The sequence below is a fragment of the Streptomyces aureus genome, from assembly GCF_000725495.1.
GTDB lineage: Bacteria > Actinomycetota > Actinomycetes > Streptomycetales > Streptomycetaceae > Streptomyces > Streptomyces aureus_B.
Genome location: NZ_KL647040.1, coordinates 256909 through 283571 on the forward strand (window position 1 = coordinate 256909; position 26663 = coordinate 283571).

The window sequence follows — 26663 nt, forward strand, 5'->3', positions numbered from 1 at the left end:
GGCGCTGCCCGCCGCCGAGCGCCGGCGCACGCTGCTGGACCTGGTGCGTGGCCAGGCCGCCATCGTGCTCGGCCACACGTCCGGCGACGCGCTCGGCGAGCAGCGGGCGTTCCGCGACGCCGGCCTCGACTCCGTGACCGCGATCGACCTGCGGACCCGGATCGCCGGCGCCACCGGTCTCACCCTGCCCACCACCATCGTCTTCGACTACCCGAGCCCGGTCGCGCTGACGGAGTTCCTGCTGGCGGAGATCGCCGGCGACGCGCCCGCGGCCGTCGGCGCCGCCGGGGCGGCCGCTCCGGACGAGCCCATCGCCATCATCGGCATGAGCTGCCGCTACCCGGGCGGCGCCGACTCGCCCGAGGACCTGTGGCGGCTGGTCACCGAGGGCGTCGACGCGATCGGCGGCTGGCCCGCGGACCGCGGCTGGTCCGCGGACGAGCTGTACGACCCGGACCCCGACCGCGCGGGCAGGACCTACTCGGTGCAGGGCGGTTTCCTGCGGGACGCCGCGGAGTTCGACGCGGACTTCTTCGGCATCTCACCGCGTGAGGCGCTGGCGATGGACCCGCAGCAGCGGCTGCTGCTGGAGACGGCGTGGGAGGCCTTGGAACGGGCCGGGCTCGACCCGCACGGTCTGCACGGCAGCCTCACCGGCACGTTCATCGGAGCCAGCTACCAGGACTACACGGCGTCGGTGTCCCGCACCGCGGACAGCTCCGAGGGCCACATGGTCACCGGCTCCCTGGGCAGCGTCCTGTCCGGCCGCCTGGCGTACCTGCTCGGGCTTGAGGGTCCCGCCGTCACGCTGGACACCGCCTGCTCGTCGTCGCTGGTGGCGATCCATCTCGCCGCGCAGTCGCTGCGCACCGGGGAGAGCACACTGGCGCTGGCCGGCGGCGTGAGCATCATGTCCAATCCGGGCGCGTTCATCGGGTTCTCCCGGCAGCGGGCGCTCGCGGTGGACGGGCGCTGCAAGGCCTACTCCGACAGCGCCGACGGCATGACCCTCGCCGAGGGCGTCGGCGTGGTCTTGCTGGAGCGGCTGTCCGACGCGCAGGCCAACGGCCACGAGGTGCTCGCCGTGCTCAAGGGCTCGGCGGTGAACCAGGACGGCGCGTCCAACGGCCTGACCGCGCCGAACGGACCCGCGCAGCAGCGGGTCATCCGTGCGGCGCTGGCCAACGCCCGGCTGACGGCCCCCGAGGTGGACGCGATCGAGGGCCACGGCACCGGCACCGCGCTCGGCGACCCGATCGAGGCCCAGGCACTGCTGGGGACCTACGGGCGCGAGCGCGACCCGGAGCGGCCGCTGCTGCTCGGTTCGGTGAAGTCCAACATCGGCCACACCCAGATGGCCTCCGGCGTGGCCAGTGTGATCAAGCTCGTGCTGGCCATGCAGCGGGGCGTACTGCCACGGACCCTGCACGCCGAGACACCGTCCACGCACGTCGACTGGTCCAGCGGTGCCATCAGCCTGCTGACCGAGCAGGTGCCGTGGCCCGAGACGGACGGCCGGCCGCGCCGCGCCGCCGTGTCGTCGTTCGGGCTCAGCGGCACGAACGTGCACGCGATCCTGGAACAGGGGCCGGTCGCGCAGGAGCCGGTCGCGCCCCGGGCCGACGGCGTGCCGCCGCTCGTCGTGTCCGGCCGGACCGACGCCGCCCTGCGGGCCCAGGCCGGGCGTCTGCTCGACCTCCTGCGCACGCGGCCCGACACGCACCCGGCCGACCTCGCGTACTCGCTGGCGACCGGCCGCGCGGCGTTCGAACGGCGCGCCGCCGTCGTCGCGACGGACCCGGCGGAGCTGGTCCGGGGTCTGACGGCCGTACGGGACGGAGCGCCGGGCGCGGGTGTGCTGCGTGGCTCGGTGGAGCGGGGCGGTCTGGCCGTGCTGTTCACGGGCCAGGGCGCGCAGCGCAGCGGCATGGGCCGTGAACTGTACGAGCGCTTCCCGGTGTTCGCCGACGCCCTCGACGAGGTGCTGCTCCACCTCGACAACGAGCTGGACCGCCCGCTACGGGAGGTCATGTGGGCGGACGACGCCACGGAGCTGGACCGCACCGGCTACACCCAGCCGGCGCTCTTCGCCGTGGAGGTGGCCCTCTACCGGCTCGTGGAGTCCTGGGGCGTGCGGCCGGACCACGTCGCCGGCCACTCGGTCGGCGAGCTCGCCGCCGCGCATGTCGCCGGAGTGCTGTCGCTGGCCGACGCCACCAAGCTCGTCGCCGCGCGCGGCCGGCTGATGCAGGCGCTGCCCGAGGGCGGTGCGATGGTCTCCGTCCGGGCGTCCGAGGCGCTCGTCGCGCCCCGCCTCGACGAGCGGCGCGTGTCCATCGCCGCGATCAACGGTCCGGAGTCCGTGGTGATCGCCGGCGACGAGGACGAGGTGCTGGCCCTGGCCGAGGGCTTCGAGGCCGACGGGTACCGTACGCGGCGGCTGCGGGTGAGCCATGCCTTCCACTCGCCGCGCATGGACGCGGTGCTCGACGACTTCCGCCGGGTCGCGGCGACTTTGACGTACCGGCCGCCGCGCATCCCCGTCCTGTCGAACGTGACCGGCGAGCCGGTCACCGCCGGGCAGGTCTGCGACCCCGAGTACTGGGTGCGGCACGTGCGTGCCGCGGTGCGGTTCGCCGACGGCGTCACCTGGCTGGCCGGGCACGGCGTACGCGCCTTCCTGGAGCTCGGCCCGGACGCGGTGCTGACCGGAATGGCGCAGGAGAGCCTGCCCGAGGACGGCGTGGCCGTCGTCGCGGCACAGCGGCGCGACCGCTCCGAGACCTCCGCCGTCGCCGCGGCCGTCGCGGCCCTGCACGTGCACGGCGTCCCCGTCGACTGGACGGCGTTCTTCGCGGACACCGGCGCCCGCCGGGTCGACCTGCCGACGTACGCGTTCCAGCACGAGCGGTTCTGGCCGGAACAGGAGGTCAACGCGGCGCCGCGGCCCGGCGACACCGTCGACGCCACGTTCTGGGCGGCCGTCGAGGAGGCCGACGTCGACTCCCTCGCCACCGCCCTCGGTCTGGCCGCCGACACCGTCTCGGCGATGGTGCCGGCGCTGTCGACCTGGCGTCGCCGCCGCGACGAGGAGTCCGCCGTGGACCTGCTGCGCTACCGCGTCGTATGGGCGCCGATGCGCGGCGGGCCGCCGTCGCTGCGCGGCACCTGGCTGGTGCTCGCGCCCGGCGACTCGGAGTGGGTCACCGCGGTCATCGGTGGACTCGTCGCCGCCGGGGCGGACACCGTCCGGCTCGATGTCACGGAGCCCGACCGGACGGCGCTCGCCGACGCCTTGCGCGACCAGGCCGCCGGGGGCGGCTTCGCGGGAGTGGTGTCCCTGCTGTCGGCCGCCGCCCCTGGCGACGGCGACGTGCCCGCGGGCCTGGCCCTGACCACCGTGGCCGTGCAGGCCCTCGGCGACGCCGGGATCACCGCGCCCCTGTGGTGCGTCACGCGGCACGCCGTCGCCGTCGACAGCACGGAGATCCCCGACCCCGCCCAGGCCGCCGTGTGGGGCCTCGGCCGGGTGGCGGCGCTGGAGCAGCCCGCGACCTGGGGCGGTCTCGTCGACCTGCCGGCACAAGTGGACGCCGTCACCGCACAGAGGCTCTGCGGCGTCCTCGCCGGAACCGGCGAGGACCAGGTCGCCGTGCGCGCGGCGGGTACGTTCGCCCGCAGGCTCGCCCACGCCGCCTCCGGCACCGCTCGGCCCTACCGCCCGCGGGGCACCGTGCTCGTCACGGGCGGTACCGGCGGCATCGCCGGGCACCTGGCGCGCTGGCTGGCCGGGGCCGGGGCCGAGCACCTCGTGCTCACCAGCCGACGCGGTCCGGACGCACCCGGCGCAGCGGAGCTCGCCGCCGAGCTGGAGGCGCTCGGCGCGCGGGTCACCGTCGCCGCGTGCGACGCCGGCGACCGCGAGGCGCTCGCCGCGCTGCTCGCCGACGTGACGCCCACGGCCGTCTTCCACAGTGCGGGGGTGCTGGCCGACGGCGTGCTGGACACGCTCACCCCGGAGTCGTTCGCGACCGTGCTGCACGCCAAGGCGACGGCGGCCCGCAACCTGGACGAGCTCACCGTGGGGCTGGAACTCGACGCGTTCGTGCTGTTCTCGTCCACAGCGGGCACGATCGGCGCGCCGGGACAGGCGAACTACGCCGCCGCGAACGCCTGGATGGACGCCTTCGCCGCTTGGCGGCGGGCGCAGGGCCGGGTGGCGACCTCGATCGCGTGGGGTCCCTGGGCCGACGCGGGCATGGTCGCCGACGGCGGACTGGCCGCGCGGGTACGGCGCGGCGGGTTCGAGCCGCTGCGTCCGCGCGGGGGTGTCGACGCGATGCGCCGGGCCGTCGAGCTGGACGACGTGGCAGTGGTCGTCGCCGATGTCGACTGGGCGACGTTCGTGCCCGCGTTCACGCTGATGCGGCCCACCCGGCTGGTCGAGGACCTGCCCGAGGTCAGGGCGCTGCGTACGGGCCCGGCCGTCGAGCGGCCGTCGGGGTCCGGCCTGCGCGCGGACCTGTCGGGCCGCAAGGACAGCGACCGCAAGAAGGTGCTGCTGGAGCTGGTGCGGGCACAGATCGCCGCCGTGCTCGGACACGCCGACACCGGCCGGATCGAGCACGACCGCGCGTTCCGGGACCTGGGCTTCGACTCGGTGACCACGCTGGAGCTGCGCAACGCCCTGGCCGCGGCGACCGGTACCGCACTGCCCGCTTCCCTCCTGTACGACCACCCGACGCCGACGGATCTGGTGGACTTCCTGCTCGCCGAGATCCTCGGGGACGCGCAGGCGCCGGCGGCCGTGGTCGCGACGCGCCCCGCGGACGACGAACCGATCGCCATCGTCGGCATGGCCTGCCGCTTCCCGGGCGGCGTCAACTCGCCCGAGGAGTTGTGGCAGCTCGTCGCCGACGGCCAGGACGGCATCGGGGCGTTCCCCACGGACCGCGGCTGGGACCTGGCCGCCCTCGCGGCGGGCGCGTCGGCCACCATGGAGGGCGGCTTCCTCGAGGGAGTCGCCGACTTCGACGCGGCGTTCTTCGGCATCTCGCCGCGCGAGGCGCTGGCCATGGACCCGCAGCAGCGGCTGCTGCTGGAGACGGCGTGGGAAGCGGTCGAGCGGGCGGGCATCGACCCCACCGCACTGCGCGGCTCGCAGACCGGGGTGTTCGTCGGCACCAACGGGCAGGACTACCTGAGCGTCCTGCGGACCGCCACCGAGGACGTGCGCGGCCACGCCGCCACCGGCAACACGGCGAGCGTCCTGTCCGGCCGGCTGTCGTACACGCTGGGTCTGGAGGGCCCGGCCGTGACCGTCGACACGGCGTGCTCCTCGTCGCTGGTGTCGATGCACTGGGGCACGCGCGCGCTGCGCTCCGGCGAATGCTCGCTCGTACTGGCCGGCGGCGTGTCCGTGATGTCCACACCGGACTCGATCATGGAGTTCACCACGCAGGGCGGTCTGTCGCCGACCGGTCGGTGCCGGTCGTTCGCCGACGACGCGGACGGCACCGCCTGGGCCGAGGGCGTCGGCGTCCTCGTGCTGGAGCGGCTGTCCGACGCGCGGGCCAACGGCCACCACGTGCTGGGCCTGGTGCGCGGCACCGCCATCAACCAGGACGGCGCGTCCAACGGTCTGACCGCGCCCAGCGGCCCCTCGCAGCAGCGGGTCATCCGCGCCGCGCTCGCCGACGCCGGTCTGTCCACGAGCGACGTGGACGCGGTCGAGGCGCACGGCACCGGCACCCCGCTGGGCGACCCCATCGAGGCGCACGCGCTGCTGGCCACCTATGGCAGGGACCGCGAGACGCCGCTGCTGCTCGGCTCCGTGAAGTCGAACATCGGCCACACCCAGGCCGCCGCGGGCACCGCCGCCGTCATCAAGATGGTGATGGCGATGCAGCACGGCACCGTGCCGCCGACCCTGCACGCGGACACGCCGTCCTCGCACGTCGACTGGTCGGCCGGCGCGGTCGAACTGGTCACCGGCTCGATCGAGTGGCCGGCGACCGGCCGTCCGCGCCGGGCCGGAGTGTCGGCCTTCGGCATCTCCGGCACCAACGCGCACGTGGTCGTCGAACAGGCCCCGGAGCAGGAGCCGGCCGCCCGCTCCGTCAGCCCGGAAATCCTGCCGTGGCCGGTGTCGGCGCGCACCCGCGAGGCGCTGGACGCACAGCGCGGGCGGCTGGAAGCCCTCGTCACCGACCAGGAGCGGCACGAACGGGTCGACGTGGCGTGGTCGCTGGCCGGCACCCGCGCCCACCTCAACCACCGCGCGGTGCTGGTGTCCGCACCCGACGGGGTCGTGGAGACGGTCACCGGCACGGCACGTGGCGGCGCGCTGGCCGTCGTGTTCTCGGGTCAGGGTTCGCAGCGGCTGGGCATGGGACGTGAGCTGTACGCACGGTTCCCGGTGTTCCGGGAGGCGTTCGACGCGGTGGTCGCGGAGCTGGAGGCCGATGTCCGTGGCGTGATGTGGGGCTCGGACGCCGACGCCCTGAACGGCACCGGATGGACGCAGCCGGCGTTGTTCGCCGTGGAAGTGGCGCTGTACCGGCTGATGGAGTCGTGGGGCGTCGAGCCCGGCTTCGTCGCCGGTCACTCCGTCGGTGAGATCACGGCGGCCCACGTGGCCGGGGTGCTGACGCTGGCCGACGCGGCGGCGCTGGTCTCCGCACGGGCACGACTGATGGCCGCGCTGCCGGCCGGCGGCACCATGACGGCGATCGAGGCCGGCGAGGACGAGGTCCGCGCCGAGCTCGTCGACGGTGCGGTGATCGCGGCCGTCAACGGCCCGCGGGCCGTCGTGGTCGCCGGTGGGACCGAGGCGGTCGCCGCGGTGGCGGCGCGGTTCACGAGGTCCAGGGAACTGCGGGTGTCGCACGCGTTCCACTCACCGCTCATGGAGCCGATGCTGGCCGAGTTCCGCTCCGTGGCCGAAGGCCTGTCCTTCGCCCCGGCACGGATACCGGTGGTGTCCAACGTGTCCGGCGGTATCGCCGGCGACGAGCTGGCCACCCCGGCGTACTGGGTCCGGCACGTCCGCGAGGCGGTGCGGTTCGGCGACGGCGTGGCGACGCTGCTCGACGCGGGCGTGACGACCGTGCTCGAACTCGGCCCGGACGGCGTGCTGTCCGCGATGGCGGCCGAGACCGTGCTGGAACGCGGCGCCGAGGCCACCCTCGTGGCGGCGCTGCGCCGCGACCGGGGCGAGGAACGCGCCGTCGTCACGGCGCTGGCGCGCCTGTACACGCAGGGCGTCGACATCGACTGGCCGGCGTATTTCGCCGGCAGCGGCGCGCGCACCGTCGACCTGCCCACCTACGCGTTCCAACGCGAGCGGTTCTGGCCGACGTCGGCGCCCGTCACCGCGGCCGATCCCGTGGACGCGGAGTTCTGGGCGGCGGTCGAGCGTGCCGACCTCGACACCCTGGCCTCGGCCCTGGAGCTCCGGGGCGCCGAGCTCTCCGCGGTGGTGCCGGCGCTGTCCCAGTGGCGCCGCCGGCGCCAGGACCACGCGGCCACGGCCGCTCTGCGCTACCGCATCACGTGGCGTCCCGTCCGGCAGGAGGCCGGCGACGGGCGGTGGCTGGCACTCGTGCCGGCCGGCTGGCGGACGGACGAGACCGTGGCCTCCGTCGTTGCGGCGCTGGACGCGGTGCCCGTGACGCCGGGTGCGGAACTTCCCGACACCGACGGTTTCGCCGGGATCGTGTCCCTGCTCGCCGGCACCGATGACGACGACGTCCCCGACGAGGCATGGCCCGAGGCGCTGCTGGCAGCGTCCGAGGGAACCGGGCTGCCGGTCTGGCTCGTGACGCGCGGGGCCGTCGCCGTCGTCGACGGTGAGCAACCGGTGCCCGCTCGCGCCGCGCTGTGGGGCGCCGGCCGGGTCGCGGCCCTCGACCACGCCGACCGCTGGGGTGGCCTGCTCGACCTGTCCGGCCCGGTGACGACGACCACCGTCGAGCACGTCCGGTCCGCGCTCGGTGGAACGGAGGACAACGTCGCCGTGCGCGATCACGGCGTGCTGGGCCGCCGGTTGGTCCGTGCCGCGGATCTCGCCACGGACTGGACCGCCACCGGTACGGTGCTCGTCACCGGCGCGGACACCCCCGAAGGCGCGATCACGGCGCGCTGGCTGGCCGATCGCCGAGTACCGGGCCTGCTGCTGCTCGGCAGCGACCCCGGCGACCTGGGCGTGCCGGTCACGGCGTCCGATGCGGACCCCGCGGACCGGGAGGCGCTGGCCGCGCTGCTCGCCGAGCACACCGTCTCGGCGGTCTTCGTCACCGGTGACGCCGGGGCCGACAACCTGGCCGCGCTTCTGTACGACACCCCGCTCGACGCGTTCGTGCTGTTCGGGTCGATCGCGGGCACCTGGGGCGTGCGGGACCGGGCCGGGCAGGCCGCCGGCGACGCGCGGCGCGAGGCCGTAGTCGCCGCGCGACGGGCCCGTGGCCTGGCCGGAGTCGCAGTGGCGTGGGGCGCCTGGGCCGGCAGCGAGGGCGACGGGATGGCCCGGCATCTGCATCTCAACGGTCTGCCGGCCATGGAGCCCGGCCGGGCGCTCGCCGCCTTGGACGGCGTGCTGGGCGGTGCCGTCGATGTGACGGTCGCCGACGTGGCATGGGAGGCATTCGCCCCCGCCTTCACACGAACCAGGCCCAGCAGGTTGTTCACCGAGCTGCCGGAGGCCGCGGCCGTGGAACCGGCGGGGCACGGTCTCCGCGACCGCTTGCTCTCCCTGCCGGAGCAGGATCGCGCCCCTGAAGTGCGCACCCTGGTCTACGACCGGGTGGCCGCGGTTCTCGGCCACCCGGGCGGCACGGCGATCGATCCGGACGTGCCCTTCAAGGATCTCGGCATCGACTCGCTGACCGCGGTGGATCTGCGCGGCAAGCTCACCGAGCTGACCGGGCTGCCACTGCCGGTCACCCTGGTCTTCGACCACCCGACGCCGGCCGTGCTGGCCGACCACCTGCTCGCCGAACTGCTCGGCGAGCAGGCCGAGGAGCTCGCGCCGGTGCGCGCCGTGGCCGCCGACGACGACCCGGTGGCCATCGTCGGAATGGCCTGCCGCTACCCGGGTGGGGTCGGGTCGCCGGAAGAGTTGTGGGACCTGATCGTCGCGGGCACCGACGCCATCGGCCCCATGCCCGCGGACCGCGGCTGGGACCTGGCCGGGCTGTTCGAGCCGGGACCGGCCGGCCGGCCGCGCACGGTGGCGCGCGCCGGCGGATTCCTCGCCGAAGCGGCCGACTTCGACCCGGCGGTCTTCGGTATCTCACCGCGCGAGGCCCTCATCATGGACCCGCAGCAGCGGTTGGTGCTGGAGTCGGCGTGGGAGGCGCTGGAGCGAGCCGGCGTCGACCCGGCCGGGTTGCGGGGCTCGGACACCGGCGTGTACGTCGGTGGCATCAGCGGCGACTACCGGCCCGTCGCCGAGGGGCGTGACTGGCAGACCGCGCAGTCGGCGAGCCTGCTGTCCGGACGCCTCGCCTACACCTTCGGCCTCGAGGGACCGACCGTCTCGGTGGACACGGCGTGCTCGTCGTCGCTGGTCGCGCTGCACCTGGCGGCCCAGGCGCTGCGGTCGGGCGAGACGGACCTGGCCCTGGCCGGTGGCGTGGCGGTGATGTCCACGCCGGTCAACTTCGTGGAGTTCACCGACCTCGGCGCGCTGTCGCCGGACGGCCGCTGCAAGGCGTTCTCCGACGCGGCGGACGGCACCGGCTGGGCCGAGGGCGTGGGCATGGTCGTACTCGAGCGGCTGTCCGACGCGCGGCGCAACGGCCACGAGGTGCTGGCGGTCCTGCGCGGATCCGCCATCAACCAGGACGGCGCGTCCAACGGCCTGACCGCGCCGAGCGGCCCCGCGCAGCAACGGGTCATCCGCCGGGCGCTGGCCGCTGCGGGCCTGGCACCGTCCGACGTGGACGCCGTGGAGGCCCACGGCACCGGGACCAAGCTGGGTGACCCCATCGAGGCGCAGGCGCTGCTGGCAACGTACGGCCGCGACCGGGAACGTCCGCTGCTGCTCGGTTCCGTGAAGTCGAACATCGGCCACACCCAGGCCGCGTCCGGTGTCGCCGGTGTCATCAAGATGGTGCTGGCCATGCGGCACGGCATGCTGCCGCGGACCCTGCACGTCGACGAGCCGTCCTCGCACGTGGACTGGTCCTCCGGTGCGGTGCGGCTCGTCACCGAGGCGACGGCCTGGCCGGAGAGCGACCGGGCCCGCCGTGCGGCGGTGTCGTCCTTCGGCGCCAGCGGCACCAACGCGCACGTGATTCTGGAACAGGCGCCGCCGACGGCGACCGGGACCGTCTCGGAACGGCCGCACGGGGTACTGGCGGTGCCCCTGTCCGCGGTGACCGGTGCGGCACTGCGCGATCAGGCCCGCCGTCTGCTCGACACGGACGTCACGTCGCTGCCGGACCTGGGGCTCTCCCTGGGTACCACCCGCCGTATGTTCGACCGGCGCGCCGCCGTGCTCGCGAGCGACGTCGACTCCCTGCGGGCCGGGCTCACCGCCCTCGCCGAGGACACGCCGTCGGCGGCCGTGCTCGCGGATCGCGCCGGCAGCGGCGCGGTGGCGTTCCTGTTCACCGGACAGGGCGCGCAGCGCGCCGGTATGGGCCGTCGTCTCTACGAGCTGTACGCGGTGTTCGCCGAAGCGTTCGACGCGGTCGTCGCGGAGCTGGACCCGCATCTGGCCCAGCCGCTGCGTCCGGTGATGTGGGACGACGCGGGCGGCGCGCTCGACCGCACGGAGTTCACCCAGGCCGCGCTGTTCGCGCTGGAGGTGGCCCTGTACCGGCTGGTCGAGTCGTGGGGCATCAAGCCCGACTTCGTGGCCGGGCACTCCGTCGGCGAGCTGGCCGCGGCCCATGTGGCCGGTGTGTTCTCGCTGGCCGACGCGGCGGCACTGGTCGCCGCCCGCGGGCGGCTGATGCAGGCGCTGCCGACCGGCGGCGCGATGGTCTCCGTGCAGGCGTCCGAGGACGAGGTGATCCCGCTGCTCACCGACGCCGTGTCCATCGCGGCCGTGAACGGTCCCGAGGCGGTGGTGATCGCCGGTGACGCCGACGCGGCCGACACGGTCGCCGCGCACTTCGCGCGCCGGGGACGCAGGACCAGGCGGCTCAACGTCAGCCACGCGTTCCACTCCCCGCACATGGACGCGATGCTCGCCGACTTCGAGCACCTCGCCCACCAGGTGACCTACCAGGTTCCGACGATCCGGCTGGTCTCCACGCTCACCGGCGTGGTCGTCGAGCCGGGGAACCTCGTCACCGACCCGGCGTACTGGGTCCGGCACGTGCGCGACGCGGTCCGGTTCGCCGACGGCGTGCGGACCCTGCTGGCCCGCGGCGTCACGACGTTCCTGGAGATCGGCCCCGACGGTGTGCTGACCGCGATGGCCCAGGACACCATCGCGATGAACGGCGCGGGACCGGTCGCGGTGGCTTCGCTGCGCCGCGACCGGGACGAGGACGCGGCGCTGGCCGCGGCAGTCGGGACGCTGTTCACGCGGGGCGTCCCCGTCGACTGGGCCGCCGTGCACGCCGGCGCCCGAAGGATCGCTCTGCCCACCTATCCCTTCCAGCACGAGAGGTTCTGGCCGCAGGCCACGGCGACCACGGTCGTGCCGGTCGCCCGGCGCGACGACGACGGGTTCTGGGCGGCAGTCCGGGACACCGACCTCGAAGCGCTGGAGTCCCTGCTCGACGTCGACGGCCAGGCACTGGCGAAGGTCATGCCGAAACTGCTCGACTGGCGGCGTGCGCGGGACGAGCAGTCCACGGTGGACGGCTGGCGGCACCGGATCGCCTGGCGCCCCCTCGCCGGACGCCGGACCTCTGTCGCCGGCAGGTGGCTCGTGGCGCTCCCGGCCGACCGGGCCGACGACGCCTGGGCGGACACGGTGGTCCGCGCGCTCGGCCCGGACACCGGCCGGGTCGAGATCGGCGACACCGATCGCGAGCAGGTGGCCGTACGGCTGCGTGAGGCCGTGGACGGCACGCGGGTCGTGGGTGTCCTGTCGCTGCTGGCGCTGGACGAGACGATCGTCGGCGCCGTACCGAACGGCGCGCTGCTGACCACCGCGCTCGTGCAGGCCCTCGGCGACGCCGGCATCACCGCGCCGCTGTGGTGCGCGACCCGGAGCGCGGTGTCGGTCGACGCCGACCAGCCGTTGACGCACCCGGTGCAGGCGGCGGTGTGGGGTCTGGGACGCGTCGTCGCTCTCGAACACCCCGACCGCTGGGGCGGTCTCGTGGACCTGCCGTCCCTTGTGGACGGGGCCACGGCGGCCCGGCTGCCAGGTGCGCTGTCCGGCGAGGATGGTGAGGACCAGGTCGCGGTGCGGCCGGGCGCGGTGTTCGGCCGCCGGCTCGTGCCGGCGCCGGCGGCCGACCCGGACCGCCTGTGGACGCCGGACGGCACGGTCCTGGTGACCGGCGGCACCGGAGCGCTGGCCGCGCACGTCGCCAGGTCGCTCGCCGCGGAGGGCGTGCCGCACGTGCTGCTCGCGGGCCGTCGCGGCGAGGCCGCGCCGGGTGCCGCCGAACTGCGGGCGGAACTGGAGGGCCTCGGTACGCGGGTCACCGTCGCGGCGTGCGACGTGGCCGACCGGGCCGCCCTGACCGCGCTGCTGGACGGAATCCCGGCCGAGCACCCGCTGACCGCGGTCGTGCACACGGCGGGCGTGCTGGACGACGGCGTTGTCGACGCCCTGACGCCGGACCGCTTCCAGGACGTGTTCCGCGCCAAGGTGACCTCGGCGCTCCTGCTCGACGAGCTGACGCGTGATCTCGACCTGACCGGGTTCGTGCTGTTCTCGTCGGCATCGGGCACGGTGGGCAACCCCGGGCAGGCCAACTACGCCGCCGCGAACGCCGTGCTGGACGCGCTGGCCGAGCAGCGCCGGTCGAAGGGCCTGCCGGCCACGTCGATCGCGTGGGGCGCCTGGGACGGCGGCGGCATGGCCACCACCGCACGTGCCGAGGAGGGCGCGCGGCGCACCGGCGTCGACGCGATGGACCCGGCGCTGGCCGTGATGGCGCTGCGGCAACTCGTCGCGGAGCCGGTGGTGGCGGTGGTGGTGGCCCGGGTGAGCGCCGCCGCGTTCCTGCGCGGCACCACGGGGTCCCGGCTGCGGACCTTGCTCCAGGAACTGCCCGGCGGCGAGGACCTCGACACCCCGGAGCGGCGGCAGGACGAGGCGCCGCAGCTGCTGACGCGGCTCGCCGGCCTGACGCCGGTGCGGCGCCGGGAGGAGGTGCTGCGGCTGGTGCAGGACAGCGCGTCCGTGGTCCTCGGCCACACCGACGCCGAGCTGTTCGGACCCGACAGGGCGTTCCGGGACATGGGCTTCGACTCGCTGAGCGGCGTCGAGCTGCGCAACCGGCTCACCGCCGCGACCGGGCTGCCCCTTCCGTCCACCCTGGTGTTCGACCACCCGACGCCCTCGGCGATGACCGCGTACGTGCTCGACGCACTGGGGCTGGACGAGGAGGCCGGCGGCGCGGTGGCCGACGGCGACGAGGTGGCCCTCCGTTCGCTGCTCGCCTCCGTGCCGCTGGCCCGGCTCCGCGAGATCGGCGTGCTGGAACCCCTGCTGCAACTGACCGGCCGCGGTACCCGGCCGGCGGACGGCGGCGGGCCGGACGACGCCGCCGAGCAGGTGGACGTCGACGAGATGACCGTGGACGACCTGGTCCGGGCCGCGCTGGACGGCTCGTCCGACCTGACGGTCGACTGAGGGAGGGAAGATCCCATGTCTACACCCAACGACAGCACCGACAAGGTCGTCGAGGCGTTACGGGCGGCCGTGAAGGAGACCGAGCGGCTGCGCAGGCAGAACCAGCGGCTGGTCTCCGCCACCACCGAACCGATCGCGATCGTCGGTATGGCATGCCGGTTCCCGGGCGGCGTCACGTCGCCCGAGGACCTGTGGCGGCTCGTCGCCGCCGGCGACGACGCCATCACGCCGATCCCCGCCGACCGTGGCTGGGACATCGGGGAACTGGTGGCCGGCGACACCACGCTGCTCGGCGGGTTCCTGCCGGACGCCGCCGACTTCGACGCCGCCTTCTTCGGGATATCGCCGCGCGAGGCGCTGGCGATGGACCCACAGCAACGGCTGCTGCTGGAGACCTCGTGGGAGGCGTTGGAACGATCCGGCGTCGATCCGGCGTCGCTGCGGGGCAGCCGGACCGGCGTGTTCGTCGGCACCAACGGCCAGGACTACGCGTACCTGATGGTGCGCTCGCCCGCGGAGAGCACGGGTGAGGTGGGCACCGGCATAGCGGCCAGCGCGATGTCAGGCCGGCTCTCCTACACACTGGGCCTCGAGGGGCCGGCGATCACGGTGGACACGGCGTGTTCCTCGTCGCTGGTGGCACTGCACTGGGCGGCGCAGGCGCTGCGCACCGGCGAGTGCACGCTGGCGCTGGCCGGCGGTGTGAACGTGATGAGCACCCCTGGCGCGCTGGTGGAGTTCTCCAAACAGGGCGGCCTGGCCCCGGACGGGCGCTGCAAGGCGTTCGCCGACGAGGCCGACGGCACCGGCTGGGCCGAGGGCGCCGGCATGCTGGTGCTGGAGCGGCTGTCCGACGCCCGCCGCAACAACCACCCGGTGCTCGCGGTGGTGCGTGGTTCGGCCGTCAACCAGGACGGCGCGTCCAACGGCTTCACCGCACCCAGCGGGCCGTCGCAGCAGCGGGTGATCCGCGCGGCGCTGGCCGACGCCCGGCTCACCGAGAACGACATCGACGCCGTGGAGGCGCACGGTACGGGCACCGCGCTCGGCGACCCGATCGAGGCGGGGGCACTGCTGGCGACCTACGGCCGTGATCGGGAACGCCCGCTGCTGCTGGGGTCCGTGAAGTCGAACATCGGGCACACGCAGGCCGCCGCCGGCGCCGCCGGCGTGATCAAAATGGTTCAGGCGCTACGGCACGGCGTGCTCCCGCGCACCCTGCACGCGCGCCGTCCCTCGTCGCATGTGGACTGGACGGCGGGCTCGGTCGAGCTGCTCACCGAGGAAGTGCCCTGGCCGGAGACGGGACGGCCCCGCCGTGCCGCCGTGTCGTCGTTCGGCATCTCCGGCACCAACGCGCACACCGTCCTGGAGCAGGCGCCCGAGCCGGCGCCGGACGAACCGGGCCCGGTGCGCGACGCGGTGGTGCCGTGGGTCGTGTCCGGTCGGACGCTGCCCGCGCTGCGGGACCAGGTCGCGCGGCTGGTCGCGAGCGTCGGGGAGACGACGAGCGCCGCCGACGTGGCTGCCGTGCTGGCCACCGGCCGCACCGCCCACGAACACCGGGTCGCAGCTGTCGGCCGTGACACCACGGACCTCGCGGCGGCGCTGTCGGCCTGGGCGTCGGGCGCCCCCGCGCCGGGCGTGGTGTCGGACACCGCCGCCCGGACGGGGAAACTGGCCGTACTGTTCACCGGCCAGGGCACGCAGCGACTCGGCATGGGCCGCGAACTGCACGCCCGGTTCCCGGCGTTCGCCAAGGCCTTCGACGAGGTCGCCGCCGAGTTGGACCGGCATCTGCCCGGCTCGGTCCGTGACGTCCTGTGGGGTACCGACGCCGACGCTCTGAACTGTACGAACTGGTCGCAGCCCGCCCTGTTCGCCGTGGAGGTGGCGCTCCACCGGCTCGTCGAGTCCTGGGGCGTGCAGGCCGACCTCGTCGCCGGCCACTCGCTCGGTGAGATCACCGCCGCGCACGTGTCCGGGGTGCTCGGCCTCGCCGACGCGTGCCGACTGGTCGCCGCCCGAGCCGTGCTGATGGGTGCGCTGCCGGCGGGCGGCGCCATGCTCGCCGTGGCGGCGACCGAGGAGGAGGTCGCGCCGCTGCTGGACACGGCGGTGTCGGTGGCGGCGGTCAACGGCCCGACGTCGGTGATCGTCGCCGGAGCCGAGGACGCGGTCGAGCGGCTCGCCGACGCGGCCGACGAGCGCGGGTGGAAGCACAAGCGGCTCGCCGTGTCGCACGCCTTCCACTCGGCACACATGGACCCGATGCTCAGCGACTTCGCCGACGCCATCGCGGACATCGAGTTCGGTGACGCGCGGATCCCGCTGGTGTCGTGCGTGACCGGCACCGTCGCGGAGGCGGCACAGTTCCGGGACGCCGCCTACTGGGTGGCGCACGTGCGACGACCGGTCCGGTTCGCCGACGGCGTGCGCGCGCTGCTCGCCGCCGGGGCGACGACCTTCCTGGAACTGGGCCCCGACGCCACGCTGTGCGCGCTGGTGCAGGACACCGCCCCGGATCCCGTCACCGCCGTTCCCGTGCTGCGGGCGGGCCGCGACGAGGAAACCACCGTGGTGAGCGCGCTCGCGAGACTGTCCGCACGCGGCGAGCACGTCGCGTGGGACGCGTTCTTCGCGCCGCTCGCGACACGTCCGGTGGAGCTGCCCACGTACGCGTTCCAGCGCTCCCGGTTCTGGCCGGACGGCGCTGTGGGAGGCGACGTCGCCTCTGTCGGGCAGTCGGCGCTCGGCCACGCGCTGCTCGGCTCGTCCGTGGAACTGGCCGACGACGGCGGTCTGGTCATCACCGGCCGGCTCTCGCTGGCCGCCCAGCCGTGGCTGGCGGACCACGTCATCCTGGGCCGGATCCTGTTCCCCGGCACCGGCTTCGCGGAGCTGGCGCTGCGCGCCGCGGACGAGGTCGGCGCGGATCTCGTCGAGGAGCTGACGCTGTCCGTGCCGATGGAGCTGCCCCGGCACGGCGCCGTCGCCGTCCAGGTACGGGTGGGGGCGGCCGACGAGGACGGCCGCTGGTCCGTGGGTGTCTACTCCCGCGACGCCGAACACGTCGGCGAGTGGCTCCAGCATGCCGCGGGCACGCTCGGGACCGGAAGCCCCGACGCCGCCACGGACTTCGCGTCGGCGTGGCCACCGCCCGGAACCGAACAGGTCGACCTGGCCGGCTTCTACGACGACGGTGACTACGGTCCGGCCTTCCAGGGCCTGCGCGCCGTGTGGCGACGGGACGGCGAGGTGTTCGCGGAGGTGGCGCTGCCGGCCACGGCCCGCGGTGCGGACCGGACGGGCGTGCACCCGGCGCTGCTGGACGCCGTGCTGCACGCCGTCGGCTGGGTCGAGTCCCCGGACGGCGGCCGTGGCGTACTGCCGTTCTCGTGGGAGGACGTGGCCCTGCACCGCACGGGCGCGACCACGCTGCGCGTTCGGCTCACCCGCGCCGGCCAGGAGGCCGTCGGCATCGAGGCGGTGGACGGCGTGGGCCGCCCCGTGATCACCGTGGGCAGGCTGGTGCTGCGCGCGCCGTCGCACCAGGACACCGCGCGACGCCCCGACCGGCTGTTCCGCGTCGACTGGACGCCGCTCGCCGTCCGGCCGGTGACCGGGGACTTCGTGGTGCTCGGCGCGAACCCGGGCGGACTCGCCGGTGCGGTGCGGCACGACACCGTCGACGCCGCGCTCGCCGCCGGGCCGGACGTGGTCTTCGCCCCGGTCACCGGCACGTGCGTGCTCGATGCGACGACACGCGCGCTCGGTCTGCTCCAGGAATGGCTCGCCGACCGGCGCGCCGAGGACGTGCCGCTGGTCTTCGTCACCGACGGCGCCGTGTCCGGCGCGGACGTTCCGGCGGCCGCCGCGGGGGGTTTGGTGCGGACCGCACAGGCCGAGCACCCGGGACGCTTCCTGCTGCTTGACGCCGCCGCCGATGCGTGGCCGCTGCTCGCGGTGGCACCGGAACTGGTGGCGGCGGGGGAGACCCAGGCCGTAATCGAGGACGGCACGGTGAAGGTCGGCCGGCTCGCCCGGTTCGCGGGCGCGGAGCGGCCCACCGAGTGGCGCCCCGACGGCACCGTGCTCGTCACCGGCGGCACCGGCGGCCTCGGCGCGCAGCTGGCCCGGCACCTCGTCGCCGAGCACGGCGTGCGCGACCTGCTGCTCCTCAGCAGGCGCGGCCTCCGGGCGCCCGGCGCGAGCGAGCTGGCGGCCGAGCTCACCGGCCTCGGCGCGCACGTCGGCATCGTCGCCTGCGATGTCGCGGACCGCGACGCCCTGGCCCGCGTGCTGGAGGGGCGCAGGATCACTGCCGTGGTGCACGCCGCCGGTCTGCTGGACGACGGCGTCGTCACCACGCTCACCCCGGAGCGGCTCGACGCCGTACTACGGCCCAAGGTGGACGCCGCACGGCACCTTCACGAACTGACGCGGGACCTGGACGCGTTCGTGCTGTTCTCCTCCGTCGCGGGCACGCTCGGCAGCCCCGGCCAGGGCAACTACTCCGCCGCGAACGCCGCACTCGACGCGCTCGCCCGGGAGCGCCGTGCCGACGGTCTCATGGCGCTGTCGCTGGCGTGGGGCCCCTGGACGCAGGACGCCGGCATGACCGGTGCGCTGGCCGAGGCCGACCTCAAGCGCATGGCGGATTCCGGCTCGGCGCCGCTCACGGTGCCGCAGGGCCTGGCGCTCTTCGACGCGGCCGTCGCCACCGACGAGCCGGTGCTGGTGCCGCTGGCGATACGACCCGGCACCCGCGTCGGCGCCCTCCACCCGTTGCTGCGCGGCCTCGTGCGCACGCGTCGTCGGCGCCCGTCGGCCGACGCGGCCCCGGCGGCGTCGGTCACGGCGCGGCTCGGGGGCCTGGACGAGCGGGCGCGCACGCGCTTCGTCCTGGACCTGGTGCGTGCCGAGGTCGCGGCGGTGCTGGCTCTCGACGTCACGGACGGTGTCGCCGACGACCGCGAGTTCCACGACCTGGGCATGGACTCGCTGACCGCCGTGGAGCTGCGCAACCGGCTCGCGACCGCCACAGGGCTGCGGATGTCCGCGACCCTGGTGTTCGACTACCCGACCCCCGGCGCGCTCGCGGGCCACCTGCTGTCCCGGCTCAGCGGCGCGGCCACCGCCAAGACCCAAGCTCCGAACCCGCTCGCGGAGCTGGACCGGTTGGAGGCCGCGCTGGCGGGCGCCGACCCGATCACGCGCGCCGGCGTCGCGGCCCGGCTGCGAGGCCTCGCGGCGCAGTGGGCCGGCGTCGATCCGACTTCCGACGGCGAGGCCGTCACGGATCAGATCTCCTCGGCCAGCACCGACGAGGTCCTCGCCTTCATCGATCACGAGCTCGGCCGGATCAACGACCGCTGAACTCCTCCCCTCCGCACCGAAAGGCAGTTATGTGATGGCGGACGACACCAAGGTGGTCGAGTACCTGAAATGGGTGACGGCCGATCTGCACCGCACCCGGCGCCGACTGGAGGAGGTCGAGTCGGGCCTCCACGAGCCCGTCGCGATCGTGGGCATGGCCTGTCGGTTCCCCGGCGGGGTCACCACACCCGAGCAGCTGTGGGAGATGGTCGCCGACGGCCGTGAGGGGATCGTGCCCTTCCCGACCGACCGCGGCTGGGACCTGGACCTGCTCTCGGGCGAGGGCCCCGGTCACAGCGCCACGCTGCGCGGCGGCTTCCTGCACGACGTCGCCGGGTTCGACGCGGCCTTCTTCGGCATCTCGCCGCGTGAGGCCGTGGTGCTCGACCCGCAGCAGCGGCTCCTGCTGCAGACGTCATGGGAGGCGTTCGAGCGGGCCGGCATCGACCCGGCGTCGCTGCGCGGCAGCCGGACCGCGGCGTTCGTCGGCACTGACGGGCAGGACTACGCGTCGCTGGTGCTGGACTCCGTCGAGGACGCGGAGGGGCACGCCGGCACGGGCATCGCGGCGAGCGCGATCGCCGGCCGCCTCTCCTACACGTTCGGCCTCGAAGGTCCCGCGGTCACCGTGGACACGGCCTGCTCGTCGTCGCTGGTGGCACTGCACCTCGCGGCACAGGCGCTACGGGCGGGGGAGTGCGACCTCGCGCTGGCCGGCGGCGTCACCGTGATGTCGACCGCGCTCCGGTTCGCCGGCTTCACCCGCCAGGGCGCGCTCGCGTCGGACGGGCGGTGCAAGGCGTTCGCGGACGCCGCGGACGGCACCGGCTGGTCCGAGGGCGTCGGCATGTTCGTCGTGGAGAAGCTGTCCGACGCCCAGCGGCTGGGTCACCCCGTCTGGGCGGTGGTGCGCGGCTCCGCCGTCAACCAGGACGGCGCTTCCAACGGCTTCACCGCCCCCAACGGGCCGTCCCAGCAGCGGGTCATCCAGCAGGCGCTGGCGAGCGCCGGTCTGAGCGCCGGCGATGTCGACGTGGTCGAGGCGCACGGGACGGGTACCCGGCTCGGCGACCCGATCGAGGCGCAGAGCCTGCTGGCCACCTACGGCCAGGACCGCGAGCGGCCCGCGCTGATCGGCTCCGTGAAGTCCAACATCGGCCACACGCAGGCCGCGGCCGGCGCGGCGGGTGTCATCAAGACGGTCATGGCGATGCGGCACGGTGTCGTCCCGCAGACGCTGCATGTGGACGCGCCCTCGTCCCACGTCGACTGGACGCAGGGCGCGGTGCGGCTGGCGACGGAGGCCACACCGTGGCCGGAGACCGGACGCCCGCGCCGAGCCGGTGTGTCGTCGTTCGGCGTGAGCGGCACCAACGCACACACGATCCTGGAACAGGCCCCCGCGGAGACGGCCCCGGCGGCCCCGGCGGCCCCGGCGGCCCCGGCGGCCTCGGTGACTGCGTGGGCGCTGTCGGCGAAGACCGCCGCCGCGCTCCGTGACCAGGTCACCGCGTTGGTGGAGCGCGTCCGGAGGGAGCCGGACTGGTGCGCCGCGGACGTCGCGGCGGCGCTTGCCGTACGGACTCGGTTCGAGCATCGCGTAGCGGCGACCGGCCGCACCGCGCACGACCTGGCCGACGCACTCTCCACCTGGGCCGCTGGCGGCGCGGCGCGCGGCGTCGTGGCCGGCACGGTGCAACGCGGACGGCTCGGAATCGTCTTCACCGGACAGGGCTCGCAGCGCCTGGGCATGGGCCGCGAGCTGTACGAGCGTTTCCCGGTCTTCGCCGAGGCGTTCGACGCCGTCGTCACGGAGCTGGGCACCGAGGTCCGCGACGTGATGTGGGGCGGGGACGCCTCGGCGCTCGACCTCACCCGCTGGTCGCAGCCGGCGTTGTTCGCGCTGGAGGTGGCGCTCTACCGGCTGGTGGAGTCCTGGGGCGTCCGACCCGACGTCGTGGGCGGGCACTCGCTGGGGGAGATCACCGCCGCGCACGTCGCGGGTGTGCTGTCGCTGCCCGACGCCTGCCGCCTCGTGACCGCGAGGGCGGAACTGATGGATGCGCTGCCGCAGGGCGGCGCGATGCTCGCCGTCTCGGCGGCGGAGGCCGACGTGGTCGCCGTGCTCGGCGAGGGGGCGGCCGTCGCGGCCGTGAACGCACCGACGGCGACCGTCGTCGCGGGCGGGACGGAGGCGGTGGAGCGGGTCGCCGCGGTGGCGGCCGAAAGAGGCTGGAAACACAAGCGGCTGTCGGTGTCGCACGCGTTCCACTCGGCGCTGATGGACCCGATGCTCGACGGCTTCGCCGCCGCCATCGCCGACGTCACGTTCGCGCAGCCGACGATCGGTCTGGTCTCCGGCGCCCCGACCGACCCCGGCTACTGGGTGCGGCACGTCCGGGAGCCGGTCCGGTTCCTGGAGACCGTCACCACCATGGCCGAGGGCGGTGTGACCACGTTCATCGAACTGGGGCCCGACGGCACACTGTCCGCGATGATCGCGGCGACGGTCGAATCCGCTGTCACGGTGCCCGTGCTGCGGCCGGACCGTGCGGAGGAGGAGTCGGCCGTCGCCGCGCTCGCCATCCTGCACACCCACGGCGTCGCCGTCGATCTGCGTACGGTGCTGCCGCCGACGCGGCCGGCGGATCTGCCGACCTACCCCTTCCAGAACGTCCGCTACTGGCCGCAGGCCCGCTCCGCCACGGCCGACGTCACCGGGGCAGGTCTCGGCGCGGTGACGCACCCGCTGCTCGGCGCGGCCGTCGAACTCGCCGACGGCGACACCGTGCTGACCGGACGGCTGTCGCTGGGCACGCAGCCGTGGCTCGCGGATCACGTCGTGGCCGGCGCCGTCGTTCTCCCGGCCACCGCTTTCGCGGAGCTGGCGTTCCGTGCGGCCGACGAGGTCGGCTGTGACACGGTCGAGGAACTGACCATCGCGGCCCCGCTGGGCCTGCCCGAGACCGGCTCGGTCGCGGTGCAGGTGCGGGTCGACGCCGCCGACGAGCGGGGACGCCGTCGTATAGGCGTGTTCTCCCGTCAGGACACCATCGGGACCGCCTGGCTGCCCCATGCGACCGGCACTCTCACGACCCGCGGCGTGAGCGGCGAGGCCGGCGTGTCCGGCGCGGCCCTGGCGTGGCCGCCGCGCGACGCCGAGTCCGTGGACATCAGCGGGCACTACGACGGCTCCGGCTACGGCCCGGCGTTCCAGTGCCTGCGCGAGGTCTGGCGGGTCGGCGACACCGTGTACGCCGAGGTGGCGCTGCCGCATTCGACCGAGGACGCCGCGGACTTCGGCGTGCACCCGGCGCTGCTCGACTCGGTGGTGCAGGCGGTCGCGTTCCTGCCGGAGGCCGCCGGCCGGGTGCTGGCGCCCTTCTCGTGGGAGGAAGCCGCGCTGCATGCCTCCGGGCCGGAGCTGCTGCGCGTGGCGGTCGACTGGCTCGGCGGCGACCGCGTCTCCATCAGGGCGGTCGACCCGACGGGACGTCCCGTGGTGTCGGTGGCGTCGCTGGCGCTGCGTGAGCCCGTCGCCGCCGGGCCGGTGCGCCCGGAGTCGGACTGGCTGTTCCGTCTCGACTGGACGCCGGTCGACGTCACCCCGGTGCCGGGCAGGCGATGGTCGGTCCTCGGCGCCGACACCTTCGGCCTCGGGCTCGCGCTGGCTCACGCCGGCTGCGAGGTCCTCGGCAACGGCGACACCGCCGACGCGGTGCTGGCCACGCGCCCTGACCTCGTGGTCGCGCCCGTCACCGGTGATTCGGTGCAGGACGCCACCGCCTCGGCGCTCGATCTGCTCACGTCCTGGCTGGCCGACGAGCGTGCCGACGAGGTGCCGCTCGTGCTGGTCACCTCCGGCGCGGTGACCGGTGCGGACGTGCCCGCGGCCGGCGTCTGGGGTCTCGTGCGGGCGGCCCAGGCGGAGAACCCGGGTCGGTTCCTGCTGCTCGACATCGACGACACGGAAGCCTCCCGGCTGCTCCTCGCCGCGGCGCCCGGTCTGCTGGACGAGGGCGAGACACAGGCCGTCCTCACGGACGGGGTGGCCGCCGTCGCCCGGCTGGCGAGGTTCGCCGGGGTGCCGGAACCCCGGGCGTGGGACCCGGACGGCACGGTCCTGATCACCGGCGGCACCGGCGGCCTCGGGAGCGCGCTCGCCCGACACCTTGTCGCGGAACGGGGCGTGCGCAAGCTCCTGTTGGTCAGCCGACGCGGACCGGAGGCCCCGGGTGCACGGGAGTTGGCGGCCCATCTCACCGAACAGGGCGCCGACGTCGTACTGGTGGCGTGTGACCTGACCGACCGCGATGCGGTGGCCGCCCTCCTGGCCGGGCACCCGGTCAGGTCGGTCGTGCACACGGCGGGCGTGCTGGACGACGGTGTGATCGGAACGCTGACGCCGGACCGGCTGGCGACCGTGCTGCGGCCGAAGGTGGACGCGGCGCAGCACCTCGACGAACTCGTCGGCGACGTGGACGTGTTCGTGCTGTACTCCTCCCTCTCGGGAGTGACGGGTGGCGCAGGCCAGGGCAACTACTCGGCCGCCAACGCTGCTCTGGACGCCATCGCGGCCCGGCGCCGAGCCGCCGGGCGTCCCGCGCTCTCGTTGGCGTGGGGCGCGTGGGCGCAGGACGCCGGCATGACAGGAGCGCTGTCAGAGGCCGAGATGCGGCGGATGGCGAAATCGGGATCGACGCCGCTCACCGTGGCACAGGGCATGGCCCTGTTCGACGCCGCGTCCGCCACCGACGAGGCGCTCCTCGTGCCGCTTGCGGTGAAGCCCGGTGTCAAGGGCGGACCGGCCACGCACCCGATCCTGCGCGGCCTGCTGCGGGCACCGCGCCGCCGGGCCGCCGCGGACGCCTCCGAGGTGTCCACGACGACACTGCGCGAGCGCCTGAGCGGCCTCTCCGCCGCCGACCAGCACACGGTGCTGCGTGAGCTGATCGTCGACTACGCGGCGGCCGTGCTCGGCCACGCCGACGCGAGCGACATGGACCCCGAACGTGACTTCCTGGAGGCCGGCTTCGACTCGCTGATGTCGGTGGAGCTACGCAACCGGCTCGCCGCCACGGTCGGTCTCCGGCTGCCCGGCACGGTCGTACTCGACCACAAGACACCCACCGAGCTGGCCCGGTGGCTGCGTGGCCGCCTCGCCGATCACATCGGGCCGACCCCGACGCCCACGTCGGGGCAGTCCGGCGACACCGTCGGCACGCTGTACTTCGACGCGGTCCGGGCGGGAAAGGTGGACGAGGGCTGGGAGTTGCTCAAGGCCGTCGCCCTCACCCGCCCGCTGTTCGAGGCGCCGGCCGAACTGGAGGAGCTGCCCCGGCCCGTCACCCTCGCGGACGGGCCGACCGGGCCACGGCTGATCTGCATCAGCTCACCCGTGTCCGTCGGCGGCGCGCACCAGTACGCCCGACTCGCCGCCCACTTCCGCGGCGACCGTGGTGTGCAGGCATTGCCGCTGGTGGGGTTCGCGGCCGGAGAGAGCCTGCCCGGGTCGGCCCGGGCCATCACACGGGCCGCCGCGGAAAGTGTGCTGCACGCCAGCGACGGGGACCCCTTCGTACTGGTCGGCCACTCCTCCGGCGGTGCGCTGGCCCTGGCGGTGGCCGGGCTGCTGGAGAGCATGTGGGGGGTGCGCGCCGACGGCGTGATCATGCTCGACACGCTCAGCCTGCGCCACGAGCACGAGGACAGCGTGGACTACAGGCAACTGGCCAGGAGGTTCATGGGCGAGACGGACTCGGCCACCGTGACCGTGGACAGCAACCGGCTGTCGGCCATGGCGCACTACCTCAACCGCATGTCCGCCCTGGAGGTCGCGCCGACGACGTCGCCGACGCTGCTGGTGCGGTGCAGTGTGCCCCTGCTCGGTGACGCCGACACACGGGTGGAGCACGGGCAGCAGGAGCTGCTCGTCCCCGCGCAGACGATCCGCACCATCGACGCCGACCACTTCTCGCTGGCCCAGCGGGACTCCCACGTCACGGCGACCGTCATGAAGGAGTGGCTGGCCACGCTGTGACGGGCGACCCCGCAAAAGCAGCGTGCGCCCGCGAGCAGGAGGCGGGCGCACGCTGTGTGGTGGGGAGGACGTCTCAGCGGCTCACGGTGATGGTGCCGGACGGGCAGACCCGCGCCGCCATCGCCGCGGCGGCGGCCTGCGTGTCGTCCGGCTCGGCGTCGAGCACCTCCACCAGACCGTCCTCCTCGCCCTGGTCGAACAGCGCCGGCGCCGTCAGCGCGCACTGGCCCGCGCCGACGCACCGGCTCCTGTCCACATGGATTCTCATGACTTCGTTCCTCCGGTTCACCAACGGACGGGCAGCTCGTGCAGACCGAACAGGGTGCCGTCGTACTTGAACGGCAGGGCGGTGACGTCGGCGTCGACCGCGAGCGTGGGCACGCGGCGGAACAGGGTCCGGTAGACGATCTCCATCTCGGCCCGCACCAGGTTCTGTCCGAGGCACTGGTGCACCCCGTAGCCGAACGCGACGTGGTGGCGCGCGGCCCGGCCCGGATCGAACTCGTCGGGCCGGTCGAAGCTGTTCAGGTCGTGGTTGGCGCCGGCGATGAGCGGGATGATGCCCTCCCCGGCCCTGACGACCTGCCCGCCGATCTCCATGTCCTCGACCGCCACGCGCAGCGCGACCAGGTCCGCGACCGAGTGGTAGCGCAGCAGCTCGTCCACCGCGCGGTCGTCGCCGATCCACTGCGGGTTGGACAGCAAGGTCACCACACCGAGCGCGATGTTGTTCGCGGTGGTCTCGTGGCCGGCGATCAGCAGCAGCATGATGACCCCGGTCAGCTCCTCCGGGGACAGGACCGCGGACTCCAGGAGCCGGGAGATCAGGTCGTCGCCCGCCCGCTTCTGCTTGACCTTGATGAGCCGTCCGATGTAGCGCAGCAGTTCCTGGACGGCCACGCCCCGCTCGTCCTCGGTGGTGGTCTTCAGGCTCACCAGCGTCTTGGTGCGTGACTCGAAGAACTCCCGGTCCACGAACGGCACGCCCAGCATGGTCGAGATCACCAGTGAGGGCACGGGCAGCGCGAACTCGGCCACCAGATCGGCGGAGTCGCCGAGCGAGAGCAGATGGTCGACGCAGCGGTCCACGGTCTCCTGGATGAGGGGCCGCCACTGCCGGATGCGTCGCACGGTGAATTCGGGGATCAGGGCCTTGCGGAACCTGTCGTGCTCCGGAGGGTCGATGCCCACGAACCAGCCGGGAATCTGATCCTGCGTCGGCACGCCGCCGGTCCTGGCGACGTTGGGAAAGCCCTCGCGCGCGGGATTGGAGCTGATGCGGCGGTCGGTCAGCACGGTGCGCACGTCCTCGTACCGCGACACCAGCCACACCGGGCCGCCCGTCGGCAGCGTCGAGCGGATCAGCCCGGGCCGTTCGCGGAAGTCCGCGTACTGACGCGGTGGGAAGGGTTCGCCGGGCAACCGGGCCGGGAACTGTGTCGCCTCGGGTTCGGAGAGCGTCATGGGTGC

The 26663-nt window shown here is 74.4% G+C and carries 4 protein-coding genes and 1 pseudogene (1 of these 5 running past the window's edge); 3 read left to right on the top strand and 2 right to left on the bottom strand.

The annotated features are described in order from the left end of the window. The 3 genes and pseudogenes from IO36_RS39720 to IO36_RS39730 all read left to right on the top strand — a co-directional run. Positions 1-13774, top strand: partial view of a type I polyketide synthase gene (locus IO36_RS39720; RefSeq protein WP_037627924.1) — the final stretch only. The gene continues 14081 nt to the left of window position 1, outside the view; the window shows 13774 of its 27855 coding nt (coding positions 14082-27855); its start codon lies off the left edge, out of view; it ends in the stop codon at positions 13772-13774. A 51-nt stretch (positions 13775-13825) separates the two neighbouring features. Beyond that, positions 13826-19153, top strand: a pseudogene (locus IO36_RS39725) (SDR family NAD(P)-dependent oxidoreductase); the annotation flags it as partial. Positions 19154-19187: 34 nt separating this feature from the next. After that, positions 19188-25193, top strand: coding sequence for a type I polyketide synthase (locus IO36_RS39730; protein WP_037627926.1), 6006 nt, complete (start codon positions 19188-19190; stop codon positions 25191-25193). Positions 25194-25266: 73 nt separating this feature from the next. Here the strand turns inward: IO36_RS39730 and IO36_RS39735 are convergent, their stop codons facing one another. Both IO36_RS39735 and IO36_RS39740 read right to left on the bottom strand, forming a co-directional pair. Further along, a complete protein-coding gene (locus IO36_RS39735; protein ID WP_037627928.1) occupies positions 25267-25461 on the bottom strand; it encodes a ferredoxin in 195 nt (64 codons plus the stop codon). Between the two features lie 17 nt (positions 25462-25478). After that, on the bottom strand, positions 25479-26657 hold the full coding sequence (locus IO36_RS39740; RefSeq protein ID WP_037627930.1) for a cytochrome P450: 1179 nt from the start codon (positions 26655-26657) through the stop codon (positions 25479-25481). Between the last annotated feature and the right edge of the window lie 6 nt (positions 26658-26663).